This is a genomic window from Candidatus Izemoplasmatales bacterium, from assembly GCA_041649275.1.
Classification (GTDB): domain Bacteria; phylum Bacillota_I; class Bacilli_A; order Izemoplasmatales; family Hujiaoplasmataceae; genus UBA12489.
In genome coordinates, this window is sequence record JBAZNL010000013.1 from 14,410 (window position 1) to 34,215 (window position 19,806).

Annotated in this window: 16 protein-coding genes; all 16 read right to left on the bottom strand. The window is 62.4% G+C overall.

Going from position 1 to position 19,806, the window contains the following annotated elements:
• On the bottom strand, positions 1-330 hold the full coding sequence (locus WC509_07025; GenBank protein MFA5007203.1) for a sigma factor-like helix-turn-helix DNA-binding protein: 330 nt from the start codon (positions 328-330) through the stop codon (positions 1-3).
• 4 nt (positions 331-334) lie between these two features.
• The gene (ftsY, locus tag WC509_07030) at positions 335-1,312 is read right to left on the bottom strand and encodes a signal recognition particle-docking protein FtsY (GenBank protein ID MFA5007204.1); all 978 of its coding nucleotides are present in this window, start codon (positions 1,310-1,312) and stop codon (positions 335-337) included.
• Positions 1,313-1,409: 97 nt separating this feature from the next.
• On the bottom strand, positions 1,410-3,494 hold the full coding sequence (topA, locus tag WC509_07035; protein MFA5007205.1) for a type I DNA topoisomerase: 2,085 nt from the start codon (positions 3,492-3,494) through the stop codon (positions 1,410-1,412).
• A gap of 84 nt (positions 3,495-3,578) precedes the next feature.
• Positions 3,579-4,424, bottom strand: coding sequence for a peptide chain release factor N(5)-glutamine methyltransferase (prmC, locus tag WC509_07040; protein ID MFA5007206.1), 846 nt, complete (start codon positions 4,422-4,424; stop codon positions 3,579-3,581).
• 2 nt (positions 4,425-4,426) lie between these two features.
• The gene (gene prfA / locus WC509_07045; GenBank protein ID MFA5007207.1) at positions 4,427-5,503 is read right to left on the bottom strand and encodes a peptide chain release factor 1; all 1,077 of its coding nucleotides are present in this window, start codon (positions 5,501-5,503) and stop codon (positions 4,427-4,429) included.
• Positions 5,504-5,548: 45 nt separating this feature from the next.
• A complete protein-coding gene (gene dnaB / locus WC509_07050) occupies positions 5,549-6,910 on the bottom strand; it encodes a replicative DNA helicase (GenBank protein MFA5007208.1) in 1,362 nt (453 codons plus the stop codon).
• A gap of 27 nt (positions 6,911-6,937) precedes the next feature.
• Positions 6,938-9,379: a 50S ribosomal protein L9 gene (gene rplI, locus WC509_07055; protein ID MFA5007209.1), complete on the bottom strand. Its 2,442-nt coding sequence runs from the start codon at positions 9,377-9,379 to the stop codon at positions 6,938-6,940.
• A gap of 123 nt (positions 9,380-9,502) precedes the next feature.
• Positions 9,503-9,778: a 30S ribosomal protein S18 gene (rpsR, locus tag WC509_07060; protein MFA5007210.1), complete on the bottom strand. Its 276-nt coding sequence runs from the start codon at positions 9,776-9,778 to the stop codon at positions 9,503-9,505.
• 18 nt (positions 9,779-9,796) lie between these two features.
• Positions 9,797-10,231 carry a single-stranded DNA-binding protein gene (ssb, locus tag WC509_07065; protein MFA5007211.1) on the bottom strand — a complete coding sequence of 145 codons (435 nt, stop codon included), beginning with the start codon at positions 10,229-10,231 and terminating at the stop codon, positions 9,797-9,799.
• Between the two features lie 18 nt (positions 10,232-10,249).
• Positions 10,250-10,540: a 30S ribosomal protein S6 gene (gene rpsF, locus WC509_07070; protein MFA5007212.1), complete on the bottom strand. Its 291-nt coding sequence runs from the start codon at positions 10,538-10,540 to the stop codon at positions 10,250-10,252.
• 147 nt (positions 10,541-10,687) lie between these two features.
• Positions 10,688-11,179 (bottom strand): CinA family protein, encoded by a 492-nt coding sequence (locus tag WC509_07075; protein MFA5007213.1) that lies wholly within the window; start codon positions 11,177-11,179, stop codon positions 10,688-10,690.
• 9 nt (positions 11,180-11,188) lie between these two features.
• Complete coding sequence (ychF, locus tag WC509_07080) at positions 11,189-12,292, bottom strand: redox-regulated ATPase YchF (protein ID MFA5007214.1); 1,104 nt, start codon at positions 12,290-12,292, stop codon at positions 11,189-11,191.
• A gap of 76 nt (positions 12,293-12,368) precedes the next feature.
• On the bottom strand, positions 12,369-12,848 hold the full coding sequence (locus tag WC509_07085; protein MFA5007215.1) for a GNAT family N-acetyltransferase: 480 nt from the start codon (positions 12,846-12,848) through the stop codon (positions 12,369-12,371).
• 55 nt (positions 12,849-12,903) lie between these two features.
• Positions 12,904-13,587, bottom strand: coding sequence for a hypothetical protein (locus WC509_07090; protein ID MFA5007216.1), 684 nt, complete (start codon positions 13,585-13,587; stop codon positions 12,904-12,906).
• Positions 13,588-13,775: 188 nt separating this feature from the next.
• Positions 13,776-14,798 (bottom strand): LacI family DNA-binding transcriptional regulator, encoded by a 1,023-nt coding sequence (locus WC509_07095; protein MFA5007217.1) that lies wholly within the window; start codon positions 14,796-14,798, stop codon positions 13,776-13,778.
• A gap of 107 nt (positions 14,799-14,905) precedes the next feature.
• Positions 14,906-19,789: an immunoglobulin-like domain-containing protein gene (locus tag WC509_07100; protein MFA5007218.1), complete on the bottom strand. Its 4,884-nt coding sequence runs from the start codon at positions 19,787-19,789 to the stop codon at positions 14,906-14,908.
• Between the last annotated feature and the right edge of the window lie 17 nt (positions 19,790-19,806).

Below are 19,806 nucleotides of genomic sequence, written 5' to 3' on the forward strand. Positions count from 1 at the left end.
TCACTCCGTCTTGTCGAATTCTTCGAAGAGCCGCGCGAGCGCGGCGTCCTTCACGCCGAGCTCCTCGAGCCGGCGCTTCATGTCTTCCGCGCGGGTTCGCATCCGCACGACGCCGAGCGCGGCCTCGTAGTCCTCGAGATGCCCGACCGCGACCCTGATCAGTTCGTGGACCGCGGTGCGGCTCACGCCCGACAGGGCGGCGATTTCGGACAGCGAGTAGTCGTCGCGGTAATAGTATTCCATCGTACGGCGCTGCTTCTCCGTGAGCAGGAGGCCGTAGGCGTCGTAGAGTCCGTTGATCCGGATCTTCTCGTCGAATGCGTTTTCCATCGGATCACTCCTGGTCGAAGAAATCGGCGAACAGCCCGTAGATGTATCCCTCGACGTCGAAGTAGTCGAGGTCTTCGATCTTCTCGCCGAGACCGACGAAGCGGATCGGAATCCCGAGTTCGTCGCGGATCGCGAGCACGATCCCGCCCTTGGCGGTGCCGTCGAGCTTGGTGAGGACGATGCCGGTGACCCCGGTCGCCTCGTGGAAGACCTTCGCCTGCGCAAGGCCGTTCTGGCCGGTCGTGGCGTCGACGACGAGGAACGTCTCAAACGGCGTCCCCGGCAGTTCGCGCCGGATCGTGCGGTCGATCTTCTCGAGTTCCTTCATCAGGTTCACCTTGTTCTGGAGGCGCCCGGCGGTGTCGACGAGAAGGACGTCGTAGCCTTCGGCGCGCGCCCTTCGGATCGCGTCGAAGACGACCGCGGAGGGATCCGCGCCCTCGCCCTTGGAGACGACCGGACAGCCGGCCCGTTCTCCCCAGATCGAAAGCTGCTCGATCGCGCCGGCGCGGAACGTGTCGGCGGCCGCGAGCAGGACCTTCTTTCCTTCGTGTTTGATCCGGTACGCGAGTTTCCCGATCGAGGTCGTCTTGCCGGTGCCGTTCACGCCGACGACGAGGATGACGGTGAGGCCGCCCTCGACGTATCGGATGTTGGCGTCGACGATCTGGCCCTGCAGGTAGAGTTCGAACATCTTGTCGACGATCACGTTCTCGAGGTCGCGCGGCCGTTCGATCGCGCGCTTCTTCACCTCGGCCCTGAGCGCCGCGGTGAACTTGACGACGGTGTCGACGCCGATGTCGGCCATGATGAAGATCTCCTCGAGGCGGTCGTAGAGCGCCTCGTCGATCCTGTTCGCCTGGGTCAGCGCGGCCTTCAGGTTCGCAAGCGATCCGCCGCGCGTCTTCGCCATGCCGATCTTGTATTTCTGTTTCTGGAGCCGCGTCTCGCGCGTGCCGAAGAGTTTCGCGAAGATGCCCATGGAATCACCTGCCTGTGCAGAAACATTATATCATATGGAACCTGAAATCATCGGAAAAGCGGAAAGGAAAATCCGCCCCCGAAGGAGCGGATCGCGATCAGTCGTTCTGGATGAAGCCGCACTTCTCGGCGTCGATGCAGCGGACGACGCCCGCCTCGTCCTTGACGAGCGGCTTGCCGCAGCGGGGGCAGGGACGCCCGGCGTCCTTGACGGGGGCGATGTACCTGCACTTCGGGTAGTTGCCGCAGGCGAAGAAGCGGTTGCCCTTGTTCGGTCCCTTGGTGGCGACGCGGACGACGAGCGTGCCCCGGTTGCACTGCGGGCAGCGGACATGGGTGTCCTCGGCCTTCGGCTTGGGGGCTTCGGCGCCGGGACGCGGCTTGATGTAGTCGCAGTTGGGATAGTCGCCGCAGCCCTCGAAGGCGCCGAAGCGGCCCTGGCGGAAGACCATCGGCTTCCCGCAGCGCGGACAGGTCTCGCCGGTCTCGCGCGGTGCGAGCTTCTCCATGTGGACGCGGGCATGTTCGTAGAGCGGTTCGAAATAGGCGTAGAAGTCGCGGATCGCGGAAAGCTGCGCGGCCGTGCCGTCGGCGATCTTGTCGAGGACGTCCTCCATCTCGCGGGTGTAGTTCGCGCCGACGAACTCGCCGAAGTAGCGGTCGAGCTGGTCGATCGTGATCGTCCCCTGCTCGGTCGGGACGAACTTCTTCTCGACGAGGGTCACGTACTTGCGGTCCTTGAGGGTCGTGATCGTCTGGGCGTATGTGGACGGGCGGCCGATGCCGAGATCCTCCATCTCCTTGATCAGCCGGGCTTCGTTATAGCGGAGCGGCGGCTGGGTGAAGCACTGCTTCGAGGTGACCTCGTCGGGGACGAGGGTGTCGCCGGCGACGCAGTCCGGGAACTGGCCGGCGCTTTCCTCGTCGTCGGTCTCGAACCGGCCGTAGACCTTGAGGTAGCCGTCGAACACCTGCTTCGACGAGACCGCCCGGAAGAGCGCGGGTCCGGCGTCGAGCAGAAGCGTCTCGACCTCGAGGATCGTCGGCTTCATGAGCGAGGCGATCGCCCGGGCGTAGATCATCTGATAGAGGGCCAGGTCGTCCTTGGGAAGGAGACCCTTGAGGCTTTCGGGGGTCCGGCAGGGATCGGTCGGACGGATCGCCTCGTGGGCGTCCTGGACGCCGTTCTTGGGACCGGCCTTGCGGCTGCCGCCGAGGTAGTTCTTCCCGTAGTTCGCGGCGATGCAGGCGGAAGCCTGCTCGACGAACTGGGCCGACAGACGGATCGAGTCGGTGCGCATGTAGGTGATCAGACCGACGCTCTCGGCGCCGATGTTCACGCCTTCATAGAGCCGTTGCGCGATCTGCATCGTCTTCGAGGAGGTGAAGCCGAGGCGGTTGGAGGCGTCCTGCTGGAGGGTCGAGGTGATGAACGGCGGCTTCGATTCGACGTGCTTCGGCCGTTTCTCGCGCGAGGCGACGGCGAAGGCGCGGGGGAGCGAGGCGATCGCCTTCGCGGCGGACGCGCCGTCCGGCAGCTTCGCGTTCTTCCCATCCAGTTTGGCGAGCTGAGCGGTGAAGGTCGGAAACTTGGCATAGACCTCGTGGTATTCCTCGGGGACGAAGGCGGCGACGACCTTCTCGCGATCGACGACGAGCTTGAGCGCGGCGCTCTGGACGCGCCCGGCCGACTTCGACTTGATCTTGCTCTGGAGGAGCTTCGAGAGCTTGAAGCCGATGATGCGGTCGATGATCCGGCGGGATTCCTGCGAGGCGACGAGACGGTCGTCGATGTCGATCGGATGGGCGAAGGCCTCGAGGATGGCCGGTTTCGTGATCTCGTTGAAGATGACGCGCTTGACGAGCTTCTTCTTCGTCTCGATCACCTGCGAGAGATGCCAGCTGATCGCCTCTCCCTCGCGGTCCGGGTCGGTCGCAAGGTAGATTTCCTTCGCAGTACGGCTGGCGTCGTTCAGTTCCTTCACGATCGCGCGCTTCTCGGCGATCACTTCGTACTCGGGCTTGAAGTCGTGCTCGACGTCGATGCCGAGCCCGCCGGCGCCCTTGATCGCGAGGTCGCGGACGTGTCCCTTGGAGGATCTGACGGTATATTCTTTTCCCAGATACTGTTCGATCGTCTTCGATTTGCTCGGCGATTCGACGATGACGAGTTTGTCTGCCATGGCTTAGGACCCCGTTTCAATATACCATTATGCCCTTATCGTGTGAGGATGTCAACCAAAAGATTTTGAAAAAAAACACGACATTCATCCGTTCACGATGAATGTCATGCGGTCTCGCCCCTGCATGTCCGCGAGCGTGTAGATGCGCGCGGAAGGAAAGTGGATGCGGGCGATTTCGCGGAGCGCGGCGGCCTTGTCGTAGCCGTGCTCGAAGGCGATGAAGGAAGTCGGATTCAGGATCTTGGCGGCGCCGGCGAGGATGATCCGGTAGAACTTGAGGCCGTCGTCGCCGCCGTAGAGGGCGACGTCGGGTTCGTGTCCGGCGATCACCGGCGAGAGTTCCTCGCCCGCCGGGATGTAGGGCGGATTGGAGACGAGGACGTCGAACTTCCTGCCCTGAAGCGGCGAAAGCATGTCGCCGGCGAGGAACTCGATGTCCGCGTCGTTTGCCTCGGCGTTCTCCTTCGCGACGGCGAGCGCCTCCTCGCTGATGTCGGTCGCGGTCGCGCGGATCTGCGGCTCCTCCTTGGCGAGGGCGATCGCAAGACAGCCCGAGCCGGTGCCGACGTCGACGAGGTCGACGGGCTTTCCATGGAAGGTCTCGTCGTACTGGACGAGGACGTTGGCGACGAGCTCCTCGGTCTCGAAGCGCGGGATCAGGACGCGGTCGTCGACGAGGAACCTGTAGCCGTAGAACCACACGTGGCCGACGAGGTACTGCACGGGAACGTGTTCGAGGACGTGCCGGTCGACGGCGCGCGCGAAGGCGATCCGGTTCTCCTCGGGCATCTCGCGGTCAAGCGAGGTATAGAGCTCCGTTGGCGAGAGACCGGCGAAATGAAGGAGCAGGAGCTTGACGGCGGACGCTTCGAGGCGATGCGACCGCGCCGTCTTCTCGGCGGCGCGGAGGACGTCCTGGTAGGTGGCCAAGGTCATTCCTCCGTCTTCTGGAGCTTGCGGCGCTCCGCTTCCTCGATCAGCGCCTCGATCACCGGATCGAGCCTGCCCTCCATGACGCGGTCGAGCTGCTGGATCGTGAAGTTGATCCTGTGGTCGGTGACGCGGTTCTGCGGATAGTTGTAGGTGCGGACCTTCTCGGAGCGGTCGCCGGTGCCGATCTTGGACTTGCGCTCCTCGCCCTCGCGTTCGAGCTTCTCCTGCATCGCGAGGTCGTAGAGGCGCGACCGCAGGATGCGGTAGGCGGACGCCTTGTTCTCGTGCTGGGACTTGCCGTCCTGGCACTGGACGATCAGACCGGTGGGCATGTAGGTGAGGCGCACCGCCGACTTGGTCGTGTTGACCGACTGGCCGCCGGGACCCGACGAACAGAAGGTGTCGACGCGGACGTCGGCCGGGTCGATCTCGAAGTCGAGTTCCTCGGCCTCGGGGAGGGCGAGAACGGTCGCGGTCGAGGTGTGGATCCGGCCCGCCGCCTCGGTGGCGGGGACGCGCTGGACGCGGTGGACGCCGGACTCGTACTTGAGGAGCGAGTAGACCGAATCGCCCGAAACCATGAACTCGATCTGCGAGTAGCCGCCGGCCTCGGAGGCCTCGGCGTTCAGGACCTCGACCTTCCAGCCCTTGCCCTCGGCGTACTTGACGTACATCCGGAAGAGGTCGCCCGCGAAGATGTTGGCCTCGTCGCCGCCGGCGGCGCCGCGGATCTCGACGATCACGTTCTTCTCGTCGGCGGGATCCTTCGGAATCAACAGCGTCTTCAGCTTCTCCTCGTACGCGGCGGCCATGGGAACGGCGCTCTCGAGCTCGGCCTCGGCCATCGCCCGGATCTCCGGATCGTCCTCGCGGACCATCCCCCGGAGGTCTTCGATCTCGGCGGCGAGGGTGCGGTAGCTCCGGTAGACGACGACGATCTTCTCGAGCGCGCGCTGTTCCTTCGCGAGCGCCGTCAGCTGGCGGATGTCGGTCGAGACCGCCGGGTCGAGCAAAAGCTCGCCGATGGCGAGATAGCGTCGTTCGATCTGTTCGAGTCGTTCCTGGATCATGGGGATCCCTCCAATGCGGGGTGGTCTTTCAAAGAAAAAACAGTCGGGACCTTAGTCCAGTTTCGACTGTTCTCTCGCGTAGGCTTCGGCGGACGTCTGGGACATGTTGCTGAAGGTGGACATGTTGCGGTTGAACAGGAGCTGGAAATCGCCGATCGTACCGGAACGGTTCTTGGCGATCGAGATGTCGACGACGTTCTTCTTCGTCGACTCTTCCTTCATATAATAGTCGTCGCGGTAGAGGAACATGACGATGTCGGCGTCCTGTTCGATCGATCCCGATTCGCGGAGGTCGGCCATGACCGGATGCTTGTCGGGACGGTTCTCGACGTTGCGGGACAGCTGCGACAGGGCGATCACGGGAACCTTCAGTTCGCGGGCGACTTCCTTCAGGACGCGGCTGATCTCGGAGACTTCCTGGACGCGGTTGCCCTGGTTGGCCTGGGAACCGGAAAGCAGCTGGAGGTAGTCGACGACGACGAGCTCGAGCTTGTCCTCGGCGGCGAGCTTGCGGCACTTCGAGCGCAGGTCGGTGACCTTGACGGTGCCCGAGTCGTCGAAGAAGAGGTTGAGGTCGGAGAGCGAGGTGACGGCGAACTGCAGCTTCTCCCACTCCTGGTTCGTCAGGTTGCCCTGGCGGAGCTTGAAGTTGTCGACCTGGGCCTGGCACGAAAGCAGACGCATGACGAGCTGGTCGACGCCCATTTCGAGCGAGAAGAAGGCGACGTTCGGATGGTTCTCCTGCTTCGCGACGTTGAGCGCGATGTTGAGCGCGAACGCCGTCTTGCCCATCGACGGGCGGGCGGCGATGATGAGCAGGTCGGACTTCTGGAGACCGAGGGTGTAGCGGTTCAGCTCGTGGTAGCGGGTGTCGAGGCCGGTGACCGTCGACTTCACCTGCGACTGCTCCGCGATCTTCCCCATCAGGATGCCGGCGACCTCGCCGACGTTCTTGAAGTCGGTGGTGCGCTTCTCCTTCGTGATGTTCACGATCCTGGTCTCGACGTCGTCGATGAACTCGGGGGCGTTCTCAACGGCGTAGGAGTCCTCGACGATGTTGCGGCAGGCGTCCTGGATCTTGCGCAGGACGGACTTGTCCTTGACGATGTTGATGTAGTTGATCAGGTTGGCCGTGGACGGCACGGCCTCGACGAGGCCGACGACGTATTCGACGCCGCCCGCCTTCGCGAGCAGGTTCTTGCTCTCGAGGCGGTCCTTGAGGGTCGTGTAGTCGATCGCCACGTGCTCCTGGAAGAGTTCCTTCATGGTCTGGAAGATGACGCGGTGGACCGGTGCGTAGAAATCCTCGTCGTTCAGCTTGTCGACGATGGCCTTGAGCGACGACTGCTCGAAAAAGACCGATCCGAGCACCGCCTGTTCGGCTTCGATGTTCTGGGGTATCTTCTGCTCCATGGTGTCCCTCCTTCCGGCGGCGATCCGCTATTTCTCTTCGATGATCTGCAGGTTGATCTCGGCGGTGACGTCCTTGTGGAGCCGGACCGGGACCTTGTAGACGCCGAGGGCGTGAATGTTGTCCTCGAGCATGATCTTGCGCTTGTCGAGGTCGAGGTTGTAGAGGCGCTTGTATTCCTCGGCGATCTGCTTGGTGTTGACGGCGCCGAACAGCTTCCCGGATTCGCCGGCCTTGACGTAGAGCTTGATCGGCTTGTCCTCGAGTTCGGCCTTGAGTCGCTTCGCGTTCTCGAGTTCCGCCTCGGCCTCGCGCTCGGTGCGGTCGCGCTCGTCTTCGAGCGACTTCAGGTTCGCGGTCGAGGCCTCGATCGCCTGCTTCGAGGTGAGGAGGTAGTTTCCGTAGCCGTTGGCGACTTCGAGCACGTCGCCCTTCCTGCCCCTGCCCTTGACGTCCTTGACGAGAATGATCTTCATGTCCTGTTCCTCCTTGATGTTCGTTTTGAGCAGCGTTTCGAGTTTCGCGACGATGTCGGCGATGTTGCCGCCCTGGATCTGGGCCGCGGCGTTGTTGAGGTGTCCGCCGCCGCCGAACTGTTCCATCATGACCTGCACGTTGAACTTGTCGATCGAACGCGCGGAGATCCCGATCTGGTCGCCGCCGAGGTTGCCGACGGCGAACGAGGCGACGATGTTGTCGATCTCGAGCAGTTCGTCGGCCGTCTTCGCGAGCTGGACGCGGTCGGTCTTCGTTTCCGGCGAGAGCGCCGTGATCGCATAGCGGTTGGCGACGATCTGGGCCGCGTTCACGAGGTTCGACTTGGTCTTGATGTCGTCGAGCGACTCGCGCAGGATCAGCCGGGCCTTGAAGGGATCGGCGCCGGAGCGCTTGAGCATCGCCGCCGCCTCGAAGGTGCGGACGCCGGTGCGGTAGGTGAAGTTGTTGGTGTCGATCATCATCCCGGCGAGCATGACGGTGGCTTCGAAGGCGTCGAGGTCGATCTCGCGGCTGTACAAATCGAGCATCTCGGTGACGAGCTCGACCGACGACGAGGCGTACGGTTCGACGTAGTTGAGCGCGACTTCCGTGAGCAGGTTGTCGATCCGGCGGTGATGGTCGATGACGATGATGTTCTTGGTCTTCTCGAAGAGCTTCGGCTCGAGCGTCTGGACGGGACTGTGGTGGTCGACGACGATCAGGAGGCTGTTCTGGTTGACCTCCTCGAGCGCGTCGCGGACGTCGATGATCGAGTCGAGCAGCTTGACGTACTCGCGGTTGAGCATGTTGATGACCTTGGCGCAGGTCTGGTCGATGGCGTCGAAGTCGAGCACGATGCGGGCGTACTTGTTCTGCGCGAGGGCCATCCGGAGCATTCCGATCGAGGCGCCGAAGGCGTCGATGTCGGTCGACTTGTGGGGGATGATGTAGGTCCGCTCGTTCTTGTCGATGAGTTCGGCGATCGCCCGCGAGTTGATCTTCGCGGTGATCTTGGTACGCTTCTCGACGGTGTTGGACCTGCCGCCGAAGAACTTGACCGGCTGGTTCTGGATGTTGACGACGACCTGGTCGCCGCCGCGGCCGAGCGCGAGCTTGAGCGCTTCCTCGGCGAGTTCGCCGAGCTGGTTGCGGGGCAGGTCGGAACAGGCGACGCCGACCGACATCGTCACGCGCACCTCGTTCTGGTTCGAGAGGTCGCTGACGGCGTCGAGGATCGAGAACTCGTCCTTGATCATCGCCTCGAGCTGCCTGCGGTTGACGAACAGGATCGACTTCTCGGGGCGGAGGTTGAGGAAGTACGCGTCGTACTTGCGGCACCAGTTGTCGATCGCGCCGAGATACTTGCCCTGCAGGTTGGTCTTGACCTGGAGGTCGAGATGGGCGGTGGCCTCGTCGAGGTTGTCGAGGTTGATGATGCCGACCGCATCGGTATTGTCGCGGAGACGCTGCCTGATCTCCTCGCGTTCGGTCACCTCGAACATGTAGAGGCAGAAGTTCTTCGGATAGTGGACGAACTCGAAGCGCTTGCCGTAGACGTCGAGGAGGAACTTGCCCTCGCGCTTCTGCACCATCGCGTTCAGGCCTTCGTGGACGAAGGCGAGCTTGCGTTCCACGAGGATGTTCGAGAAGTATTCCTTGGCGGCGGCGTTCGCCCAGACGATCGTCTGGGTCTCGTCGTAGAGGATCATCCCGACGGGAAGATAGGAAAGGGCGATGTCCTCGCTGTTGCGGAGACGCTTGGAAAGCAGGTTGGCTTCGCGGATCTTGAGTTCGAGGTTCTTGATCGCGCCGAAGTGGTGACGGCGCTTGGCGCGCGCGGCGATGATGGAAACGACGACAGCCAGGTTGAGGCCGCCGAAAAGGACGAGATAGATCGGGTCGCCGAGGGTGGACAGATAGGAATAACCGGCTGCGAAGCCGGCCAGAAGCAGGAACCAGAGGACGAGGGAAACGATGACGGGATGCTTCCTCAAGAGCCCATCCCCCCTTTCCGGATGAATCATGAAAATTATATCATATTCCGCCCGAAAAGCAAAATCAGTCCCCCGCGGGCGAAAAAAAAGACTCTGTGACAGAGTCTTTCGGCGGCTTTCGGGCTATTCCTTGACGTATGGCAGAAGCGCCATGTAGCGGGCGCGCTTGATCGCCGCCGCCAGGTGCTTTTGGTAGTACGCCTTCGTGCCGGTCACGCGACGCGGCAGGATCTTGCCGCGCTCGGAGATGAACTTCGTGAGCAGCTGGTAGTCCTTGAAGTCGATGTAGGTGACTTTGTTGTCCGTGAAGTAGCATCTTTTCTTGCTCTTCTTGCGGTATCCTCTGTTGCCTTGCGAAGACCCTTGCGGTCTGGTGCTGCCCTGAGCGGGATTGTACATCGGTGGATCCTCCTGGTTTTAGAATGGCAGGTCGTCTTCGATGTTGGGAAGAGCGACGTCCTTGTCGTTGTTGACGGGTTCCTTCGGTTCGCTCTGGCGCGATCCGTCGGTCTGGGATTTCGATTCGAGGAACACGACGGAATCGCAGATGATCTCGGTCACGTACCGGCGATTGTTCGTGTTGTCCATGTAGTCGCGGGTCTGGATGCGTCCGTCGACGGCCACCATGTGGCCCTTGCGGACGTACTTGCTGACGTTCTCGGCCTGCTTGCGCCACGCGATGCAGGGCAGGAAGTCGGCGTTGTTGTTGTCGTTCCCGCCGGCGTTGTTGCCGCTCGAGAACGGGCGGTTGACCGCCAAGGTGAAGGAAACGACGGGGACGTTGTTGCTGGTGGTGTAGCGGAGTTCAGGATCTCTGACCAGACGGCCGACGAGCACGACTCGGTTCAACATGTCCGCATCCCTCCCGGCTTATCTTTCTTCCCGGTTGACGATGATGTGTCTCAGGACGGTTTCCTTGAGCCCCATGACACGATCGAGTTCCTTGACGGCATCGGCTTCCATCTCGACATCGAGCACCACGTAATAGCCTTTCTTCTGATCGGCGATTTCGTAGGCAAGATCCCGCATGCCCCATTCGTTGACCGCGAGCTTCACGGTGCCGCGCGAAGTCATGATGGCGTTGAGTTCTTCGATCAGCGCTTTTCTGGCTTCGGCTTCGACGGACGGGTGGATGATGTACATCACATCGTACTTTCTCATTGTGGTTCCTCCTTATGGTCTATTGGCCGCGGCTCTCCCGCGACAAGGGGTGAGAAATTCTCACGCGAAGGTATTATATCATAACGTCATGATGTTGTAAACGAAAATAAACGCCGGAAGGGGCGTTTCGCGTCCTTCCGGCATGTTTCACGGCTGTTTCCTGAGCGCCTCGAGTCCGTGAAGCAGGATCCTGAGGACGGCTCTCTCGCGAATCTCGTCGCGGGTGCCCTCGAAGCGTTCGACGAAAGTCTCGGTCCGCCCCACGCGACTCACCCCGAACCAGACGGTACCGATCGGAGAAGCGTCCGTCCCGCCCGTCGGGCCGGCGTATCCGGTGATCGCGAGCGCAAGGTCGCAATGTGTCAGTTTTTCCAGATTTCTCGCCATTTCCCCGGCACACTCGCCGCTCACGGACCCATGGTTCGCGAGCGTCTCGGGAAGGACGCCGAGGACCCGCGCCTTGACTTCGTCGGAATAGGTCACGTACCCTTCGCCGAAGACGTCGGACGCTCCCGGCACGGCCGTGATCGCGCCGGCGACGAGCCCGCCGGTACAGGATTCCGCGGTCGCGACCCGCTGGTCGCGCGCGCGCAACAGACGGACCAGGCGTTCCGCCTTGAGACGGATCTCGTCCTTCATGGCGCCCACCTAGAGGTTGAAGCGGAAATGGACGACGTCACCGTCCGCGATCGGATAGTCCTTGCCCTCGAGACGGAACTTGCCCAGTTCCTTCGCCTTCGCCTCCGAACCGGCCGCGACCAGATCCTCGTAGGCGAAGATCTCGGCGCGGATGAAGCCCTTCTCGAAGTCGGTGTGGATGATGCCGGCGCATTCCGGCGCCTTCATCCCCTTGCGGTAGGTCCAGGCCCGGACTTCCTTCTCGCCGGCGGTGAAGAAGGTCTTGAGGTCGAGCATGTCGTAGCTCTTGCGGATCAGGTCGAGCAGTCCCGATTCCCTGACGCCGAGCTCCTCGAGGAACATCGCCCTTTCGTCCTCGGGCAATTGCGCAAGTTCGGCCTCGATCTTCGCGGAGATGACGCAGGTGACCGCGTTTTCCTTGGCGGCGAGCTCCTCGACGCGCTTCACGTAATGGTTTCCCGAATGGTCGGCGAGGTCGGTGTCGGCGACGTTGCAGACGTACATCATCGGCTTGGCGGTGAGGAAGCTGAAGTTCCTGATGACCTTCTTCTCGTCGTCGGAAAGCCTCAGGGCGCGGATCGGCTGTTCCGCAGCGAGCGCCGCGGCGCACTTTTTGAGCGCGTCGTATTCGGCGATGGCTTCCTTGTCGGTCTTCAGCTGGGCGCGCTTCTCGATCTTCGGAAGGCGCTTGTCGATCGCGTCGATGTCGGAGAAGATCAGTTCGATCCGGATCGTCTCGATGTCGCGCAGCGGATCGACCGATCCGTCCACGTGGGAGACGTTCGGATCGTCGAAGCAGCGGACGACCTGGCAGATGGCGTCGCAGCTGCGGATGTGCGAAAGGAACTGGTTGCCCAGTCCTTCGCCCTTCGAGGCGCCGCGGACGAGTCCGGCGACGTCGGTGAACTCGAACGTGGTGCGGATCGTCTTCTTCGGACTATACATCGCGACGAGCCGGTCGACGCGGGCGTCGGGCACCTCGACGACGCCGACGTTCGGGTCGATCGTCGCGAACGGATAATTGGCGACGAAGGCGTTCGCTTTCGTCAGCGCGTTGAACAGTGTCGACTTCCCGACGTTGGGAAGGCCGACGATGCCTGCAGTCAGTCCCATCGTTTCAACTCCCTTGTGGCTACCCATCTATTGTACTATAGGGGAGTCTTTTTCACAAGCGCGGAGGACGCTCCGGTCAGATCCTTTTCGCCATCACGCAGCGTTCGTAACCCCCGTAGTAGGCTCCCCGGCCGACCTCCGCGAACCCCATGGCCAGAAAGTTGTCGAGGCTGTGGCGGTTTTCCGGCGAGACGGTCGCAAGCAGGAGGGGAATCCCCCGCTCCCGGGCGAGGGCGACGAACCGGCCGAGGAGATGACGCTGCAGACCGAAGCCGCGCCATGAAGGGGCGACGAAGACGGTGTCGATCATCCAGACGTCCGCCGGATCCCCGAGGTGTCCGAGGACGTCGCGATGGAGCGTGGCGACGGTCCCGCGATCCGTGACCGCCATCCCGAACGCGGCGGGACTCCCGTCCCCGGCCTCGATCCAAAGACCGATGCCGTCCTCCCCGAGGATCCCCAGTTCCGCTTCCTTCGTCCGCACGAAGACGCGTTCCGGCATGTCGCCCGCAGCCTGATCCTGGAGCGCGAGGATCGCCGGGACGTCCGCGGGCATGGCGCGGCGCAGACGGAAGGATGCGGTCCTCCCGGCGCGGTCCGCGACCGTAAACTCACTTGCCGGTGAGCTTGACATAATGTTCTGACATGATCGGCAGCGTATGCTTCTGCAGCACGACCAGTTTCGGGGCTCCCGGTTCCTTCAGGATCACGTCGATGTTGGCGGGAAGACGATACCAGAACTTCCACCATGTGCGTCCCGATCGGCCGCTCTTTTCATATGCGTGCTTCAGCCAGAGGCGATAGAGCTTGAAGATGTTGACGTAGGAATAGTCGTACTTTTCCAGTTCGATCTTCTGGATGATCGGATTGTTCACCATGATGAAGAACCGGTATGCGAACAGATCGTGGATCCGATCGATCCCGATGATGTTGCGGCTGATGAGGTTGTAGAGCGTCTCGAAGAACGTCAGGTAGACGACGAAGTCGGCGCAGACGGTCTTGTCGAAGATGTTGGAATTCTCGGCCGGATGGCGGAAATAGGCTTCCAATTTCTCGTAGAGGCCCAGAATCCGATCGGTCTGGTTGAAATCGGTGTTCAGCCGCGTGATGAATTCGGCTTCCGCCATGCGCTTCGATCGACGGAATTCGAGGTAGATGCCGACCAGTCCGCCGAGTGCCGCGAACGTGGCGACCGTCTGTTCCAGATGCGTGTTCTCGTAGACGTACAGTATCCAGACGACCACGATGATGATGAACAGGGGAATGATGACCATCATGCGAATCCTGCTTTTCATACACGACCTCCGTTGATTGTTCTGTTTTCATTATATGCGCGCTTCGCCAAAACGCAACCCGTTTTCGAAAATCGGCCCCATCGACGAGTTCGTTTCGTGCTTCCGGTCTATCCGTTTCGTCCCCCGGGCGATCCGAGCATCGAACGCCCTCAAAAAAAGCTCCCGATTTAATCGGGAGCCATGATCGATCAGACGTGCGATGCAGGCGTCGACGCGCGGACGACGAGTTCGACCGGAACCCGGTCGACCGAGGTGCCCTTGCCGTTGCCCCGGACGATGTAGTCGATCAGCATCGCCGCCGACCGTTCGCCGATCGCCCGGCGGTCCTGCCGGATCGTCGTGAGCGGCGGCGTGAACAGCCGGGAGAACGAGATGTCGTCGTATCCGACGACGGCGACGTCCTCGGGAACGCGGTAGCCGCGTCGCTGGAGCGCGTGAATCAGGCCGTAGGCGATGTCGTCGGACTGGGCGAGGATCGCCCGCGGCATGTCCCCGATCGTCGCGAACCACTCTTCCGACGCCGCGACCGCCGAGGTGTATCCGAATCCGTGCGACTCGCAGATCCATTCCGGCCGGAGCGGCAGGCCGTGTTCGGCCAGGAGCGCCTTGTAGTTGTCGAAGCGCTCCGCGAACGCCCTCGACGTCTGCGGACCGACGAGCGTGCCGATCCGGTCGATGCCGAGCGAACGCAGATGCTCGAACGCGAGCCGCATCCCCTGCGCGTCGTCGCTGATGACCGAGTGCATCCCCGGGATGATGATGTCCGAGGAGACGCACGGCAGGTCGCTTGCGACGAGTTCGAGGATGTAGGCGTTGTTGATGTTGCCGGAGACGATGAAGACGCCGTTGACCTTCTTGTTCCGGCACCAGTCGAGATAGCTCATCTCGTGGGTGCCGATCTTGCTGGTGATGAAGACGATCTCGTAGCCTTCGCGTTCGACGTAGGTCTTGAAGTGCTGGATGATGCTGCCGAAGAAGGGATGTTCGAGACCGACGAGGGAGATGTCGGAGAAGATCACGCCGATCGTGTAGCTGAACTTCGACTTGAGGATGCGCGCGCTCGATTCGGCGACGTATCCGACTTCCTTCACGTAGCGCAGGACGCGATCGCGCGTCTCTTCGCCGATCGAGCCGTTGTTGTTCAGGATCTTCGAGATCGTTCCGGGCGACAGGTTCATCGCCTTCGCCACATCATAGATCGTGATTTTCATGGTCCGTTCCCTCGCATCCGATATCGTATGAATCGATCCGCATTGACAGATTCCGCGCGGTTGGGAAAGCGGGATTTCGTCCCGCTTTCCCGGGCGGTGGACGCCGATCAGACCGGCTCGGTGACGGTGACGGTGCGTTCCTCGACGGTGACGTTGCCGTAATGGTCCGTCAGCGTGTAGACGAGGACGTAGGAACCGACCGTCGCGGTGTTGACGGTGTAGGTCTTCGTCTCGGCGTTGTAGGTGATGAAGCCTTCGGTGGTGCTGGTGATCGCAAGCGCCGGGGTTCTCGCGGCGTCGCCGTACTTGATGCCGGCGAGCGGGTCGAACGTGGCGTTCTGCACGACGGATGCGTCGGGAGCGTAGATCCGCGGGCCGGTCGCATCGACGCGGTAGCCGACGAGCTCGACCGAGACGTCGTCGAAGTAGACCGTGGTCAGGGCGCTGCGGGCCGGCTGGGTGGAATCGATCAGACCCGTGAAGAAGCCGATCTTGACGTCGTTCAGACTGCCGAGGTAGTTGTAGAGCAGGACCTCGTAGGTGGCCCACTCGGTCGAGAGCGAGACGATGTTGAACTGGATGACGGTGAAGTTGTTCGTCTCCTCGAAGCTGACGCGGATGTCCCTGGCCTCGTCCGCCTTGGCGCGGAAGGTGAGCAGGTAGAGTCCGTTCGCTTCGGCGACGAAGCCGTTGCGCTGGAAGAACTGGATGCCGTGCGGGACGGTGCCGACGTTCGTGACGGTGAACTTGTAGTAGCCGTCCTCGAAGGCCTGGTTCGCGAAGGCGCCGGTGCCGCTGATCTTGAGCGTCCAGCCGAGGTTGGTATCCTGGTTGGTGATCGGCGCTTCGAGCGCGAAGTCGCCGTCGATGAATTCGATCCGGTTGTCGGCCATGTCCTCGGCCGCGACGACGTTCACGGTCCGGGTCACGGTCGCCGTGTTCCGCGAGGAGTCGGCGAGCGTGTAGACGACGTGGTAGGTGCCGGGCGTCATGGGATCGACGTCGTTCGAGACGACGACGATGTCGGAGGCCTTGAGCGATTTGTCGTAATGGTCGTAGACGCGCAGACCGAAGAGCGGGTCGAACGCGGTCCCTTGAAGCAGGTTCATCTCGCCCGTTCCCCAGATCTGGGGGGCGGTCGTGTCGGCGCCCTTGGCGAAGATCCGGGTGATCGCGATGTCGTCGAGGTAGACCGTCGTCGGCACCGATTCGCCGTTGATGTCGCCGACGAAGAACGCGAACTTCCCGTTCGTGATCGTCGCGGCCGTCATCGCGAACTCGTAGGTGTAGGTGACCCAGTCGGTCGTGAGGTCGAAGTAGGTCGTGAAGCCGGAGGCGACGGGTTCGAGCTGCATCTGGATCGGACGCGGTGCATCGGCCTTCGCGCGGAACGTGATGCGGTAGATCTCGCCCTGGGTGACGGTGCGGTTCTGCATGTAGAACTGGACGCCGTAGAACAGGTTCCAGTCGTCGTAGACGTCGAGTTTCGCGACGCCTTCCGTGATCGAGACGAGGAACGAGCCGTTGCCGTGCCAGCCCCAACCGGTCGTGGCCGGCTGGGCCATCGGCGTCAACTGGTCGACGGCGAAGTCGCCGTTGAGGATTCCGAAGGTTCCGGTTTCGGATCCGTCGGTGACGACCAGGGTGCGCTCCTGGACGAGTTCGTTCCCGAAACTGTCGACGAGCGTGTAGACGAGCACGTAGGTACCGGCGGTCGCGGTGTTCACGGCGTAGACCTTGGTCTCGGCGTTGTAGGTGACGAGGCCTTCGGTGGCGCTTGAAACGGCGATCGACACGTTCTTCTGCAGATCGCCGTACTTGATCCCGGTCAGCGGGTTGAAGACGGCGTCCTTGGCGACGATGGCGGTCGGCGCGGAGAGCCGCGGCGCCGCTTCGTCGATGATGTACCCGACGAGGTCGACGGCGACGTCGTCGAAGTAGAAGGCGGTGACGACGCTTTCGGGATCGACGAGGCCGAGGAAGAAGCCGACCTTGACGTCCTTTTCGCCGCCGAGGTAGTTGTAGAGGTAGACCTCGTAGTCGGCCCATTCGGTGCCGACGGCGACGATGTTGTACTGCAGGACGGTGAAGGCCATGGTTTCTTCGAAGCTGACGCGGATGTTACGGGCGGCGTCGGCTTTGGCGCGGAAGGTGAGACGGTAGATCCCGCCCGCTTCCGCGGTGAAGCCGTTGCGCTGGAAGAACTGCACGCCGTGCGGCACGGTGCCGAGCGCGGTGACGTTGATCTTGACGTGTCCGTCCTCGAAGATGGCCGGATCGAAGGCGCCGGAGCCGCTGATCTTGAGGGTCCAGCCGACGTTCGAATCCTGGTTCGTGATCGGCGAGGAGAGCGCGAAGTCGCCGTCGATGAACTGGATGCGGTTGTCGACCGCGTCCTCGGGGGCGATGACGCGGACGAGGCGGTTCACGGTCACCTTGTTGCCGGAGGCGTCGGTCAGTTCGTAGACGACCTCGTAGTCGCCCGCCGTGGCGGTGTCGACGTTGTTGGAGACCACGACCACGTTCTCGGGGAGAAGCGTCTTGTCCCGGTGGTCGTAGACGCGCAGACCGAACATCGGGTCGAAGTCGGCGCCGAGGACGATCGCGGTGGATTCCGTTCCCCAGATCTGGGGAGCCGTCTCGTCGTCGCCGAGACGCTGGATGCGTTCGACCTTGACGTCGTCGAGCCAGACGGTCGTCGCGGCCGACAGGCCGTGGACGTTGCCGACGAAGAACGCGAACTTGCCGTTCGTGATCGTCGCCGCCGTCATCTCGAACTCATAGGTGTAGAGCGTCCATTCGGTCGTCAGGTCGAAATAGGAGACGAACGCGGACGCCGTCGGTTCGATCGAGAGCTGGATCGGACGCGGTGCGTCGGCCTTCGCGAGGAAGCTGATGCGATAGACCTGGCCCTGCGTCAGGATGCGGTTCTGCTGGTAGAACTGGACTCCGTAGTAGAGGTTCCACGTGTCGTAGACGTCGATCTTCGCGACGCCGCCGCTGATCGTGATGTCGAACTGGCCGCTGCCGTGCCAGCCCCATCCCGCCGTCGCCGGCTGCGGATACGGAACGAGCTGATCCTTCGTGAAATCGCCGTTGGCGAGAACCAGGGACGATTCGCCGACGCCGATCGCGACGGTGACCTTGCGGACGATGCTGGTTTCGTTGCCAGAGGCGTCTGTGACGGTATAGGTGATCAGATATTCGCCCTCGACGTTCGGATCGAACAGGTCGAGCCCGGTGAGGACGATGTCGGACACGGTCAGACTCGCGTCGCGGGCGTCGGTGACGGTGACGCCGAGGAGCGGGTCGAACACGTCGCCGATGACGACCAGCGTGTCCTCGACGCCGGTCAGGACCGGCGCTTCGGTGTCGGGGCTGGTGGTGACCGGAGTGACCGCGACGTCGTCGAGGTAGACGGTCGTGACGGCGCTGCCGAGGCCTTCGAAGTAGCCCGCGAAGAACGCGAACTTGCCGGCGGTGATCGTCGCGCCCGCATGGTAGTACGTGAAGGTGAACGTCTGCCACTCGGTGGTGATCGAGTAGTCGTTGTCGAACATTCGGGTTCCGCCGACGCCGTTCTCGAGGACGAGGCTGACGTTGCGGGCTGCGTCGGCGCGCATCCGGAAGGTGATCTCGTAGGTGCGGCCGTGCTCGATGACGCGGTTCAGGAGATAGAACTGCACGCCGTACTCGACGCTGCCGACGTTGATGATGTTGATGACGGCGGTGCCGCCGGTGACCTTGCCGGTCATCTGGCCGGTGTTGGCGTGCCATCCCCAGTTGTCGGAGATGCGGTTGTCGGCCAGTTCGGCCGCATCGACGGAGAAGTCGCCGTTCGGAATGATCCAGGTCGATGCCGGCGGAACGTCGGAGACCGTGACCTGACGGTTGACCATCGCGGTGTTGCCGCCGGCGTCGGTCACGCTGTAGGTCAGGTTGTAGACGCCGAGGGTGTCGGGATCGACGGTGCCGGTGATGACGATGTCGTCGAGGGTCAGGGTGCTGTCGAGGTCGTCCGTCACGGTGACGCCGTAGAGCGGATCGAACACGTTGCCGAGTTCGACGACGTATGCATCGACGCCGGTGAGCACCGGGGCGGTGATGTCGTCGGGCGCTTCGGTCAGTTCGGTGATGACGACGTCGTCCATGTAGACCGTCGTCGGGACGCTGGTGGTCCCGATCCGTCCGAGGAAGAAGCCGAGCTTGCCGGTCGACGTCGTCGGCCCGGTGACGACGATGTACATCGAATAGGTCACCCAATCGGTGGTGAGGTCGATCGTCGTCTGGAAATACTTGAGGTAGCCGTTGCCCGGATCCTCGAGCATGATGATCATCGGCCGCGGATCGTCCGCCTTCGCGAGGAACGTCAGCTGATAGATCTTGCCGTTCTCGACGGTTCTGCCCGTCTGCGAGAACTGGTTGGAGTAGGTGAGGTTGCCGATCGCGGTGACGACATAGTTGAGCACGCCGTCGACGATCGTGGCGGAACTCGCTCCGCCGTCGCCCGCCCAGTGTCCCCACGGCAGTTCGAGAACTTCGGAGAAGTCGCCGTTCACGATGTTGAAGCCGGACAGTTCGACCGCCTTCACGCGTAGGGTGATCGACGTCGTCGCCTCGTTGCCGGCGGCATCGGACACCGTATAGGTGATCGTGTAGTATCCCACGACGTTCACGTCGTAGGTTCCCGTCACGTCGATTTCCGACGTGATGATGCCGTCGACGTCGTCGATCGCGGAGACGCCTTCCATCGGATCCCAGACGTCACCTTGGAAGATGACCTGGTCGTTCGCGCCGAGGATCAGCGGATCGACGATGTCCTCGGTGGTCGTGGTCGGGACGGTCGTCGTCGTCGGCTGCGTCGTCGTGGACGTGGTCGTCGCCGCCGTCGTGGCGGTCGTGGACACCGTCGTCGCGGTCGTGATCGTCTCGCAGGAGACGAACAGGATCGCAAGCAACAGACTGAACATGGTCACAATCGTTTTCTTCATTTTTTCCTCCCGTTACC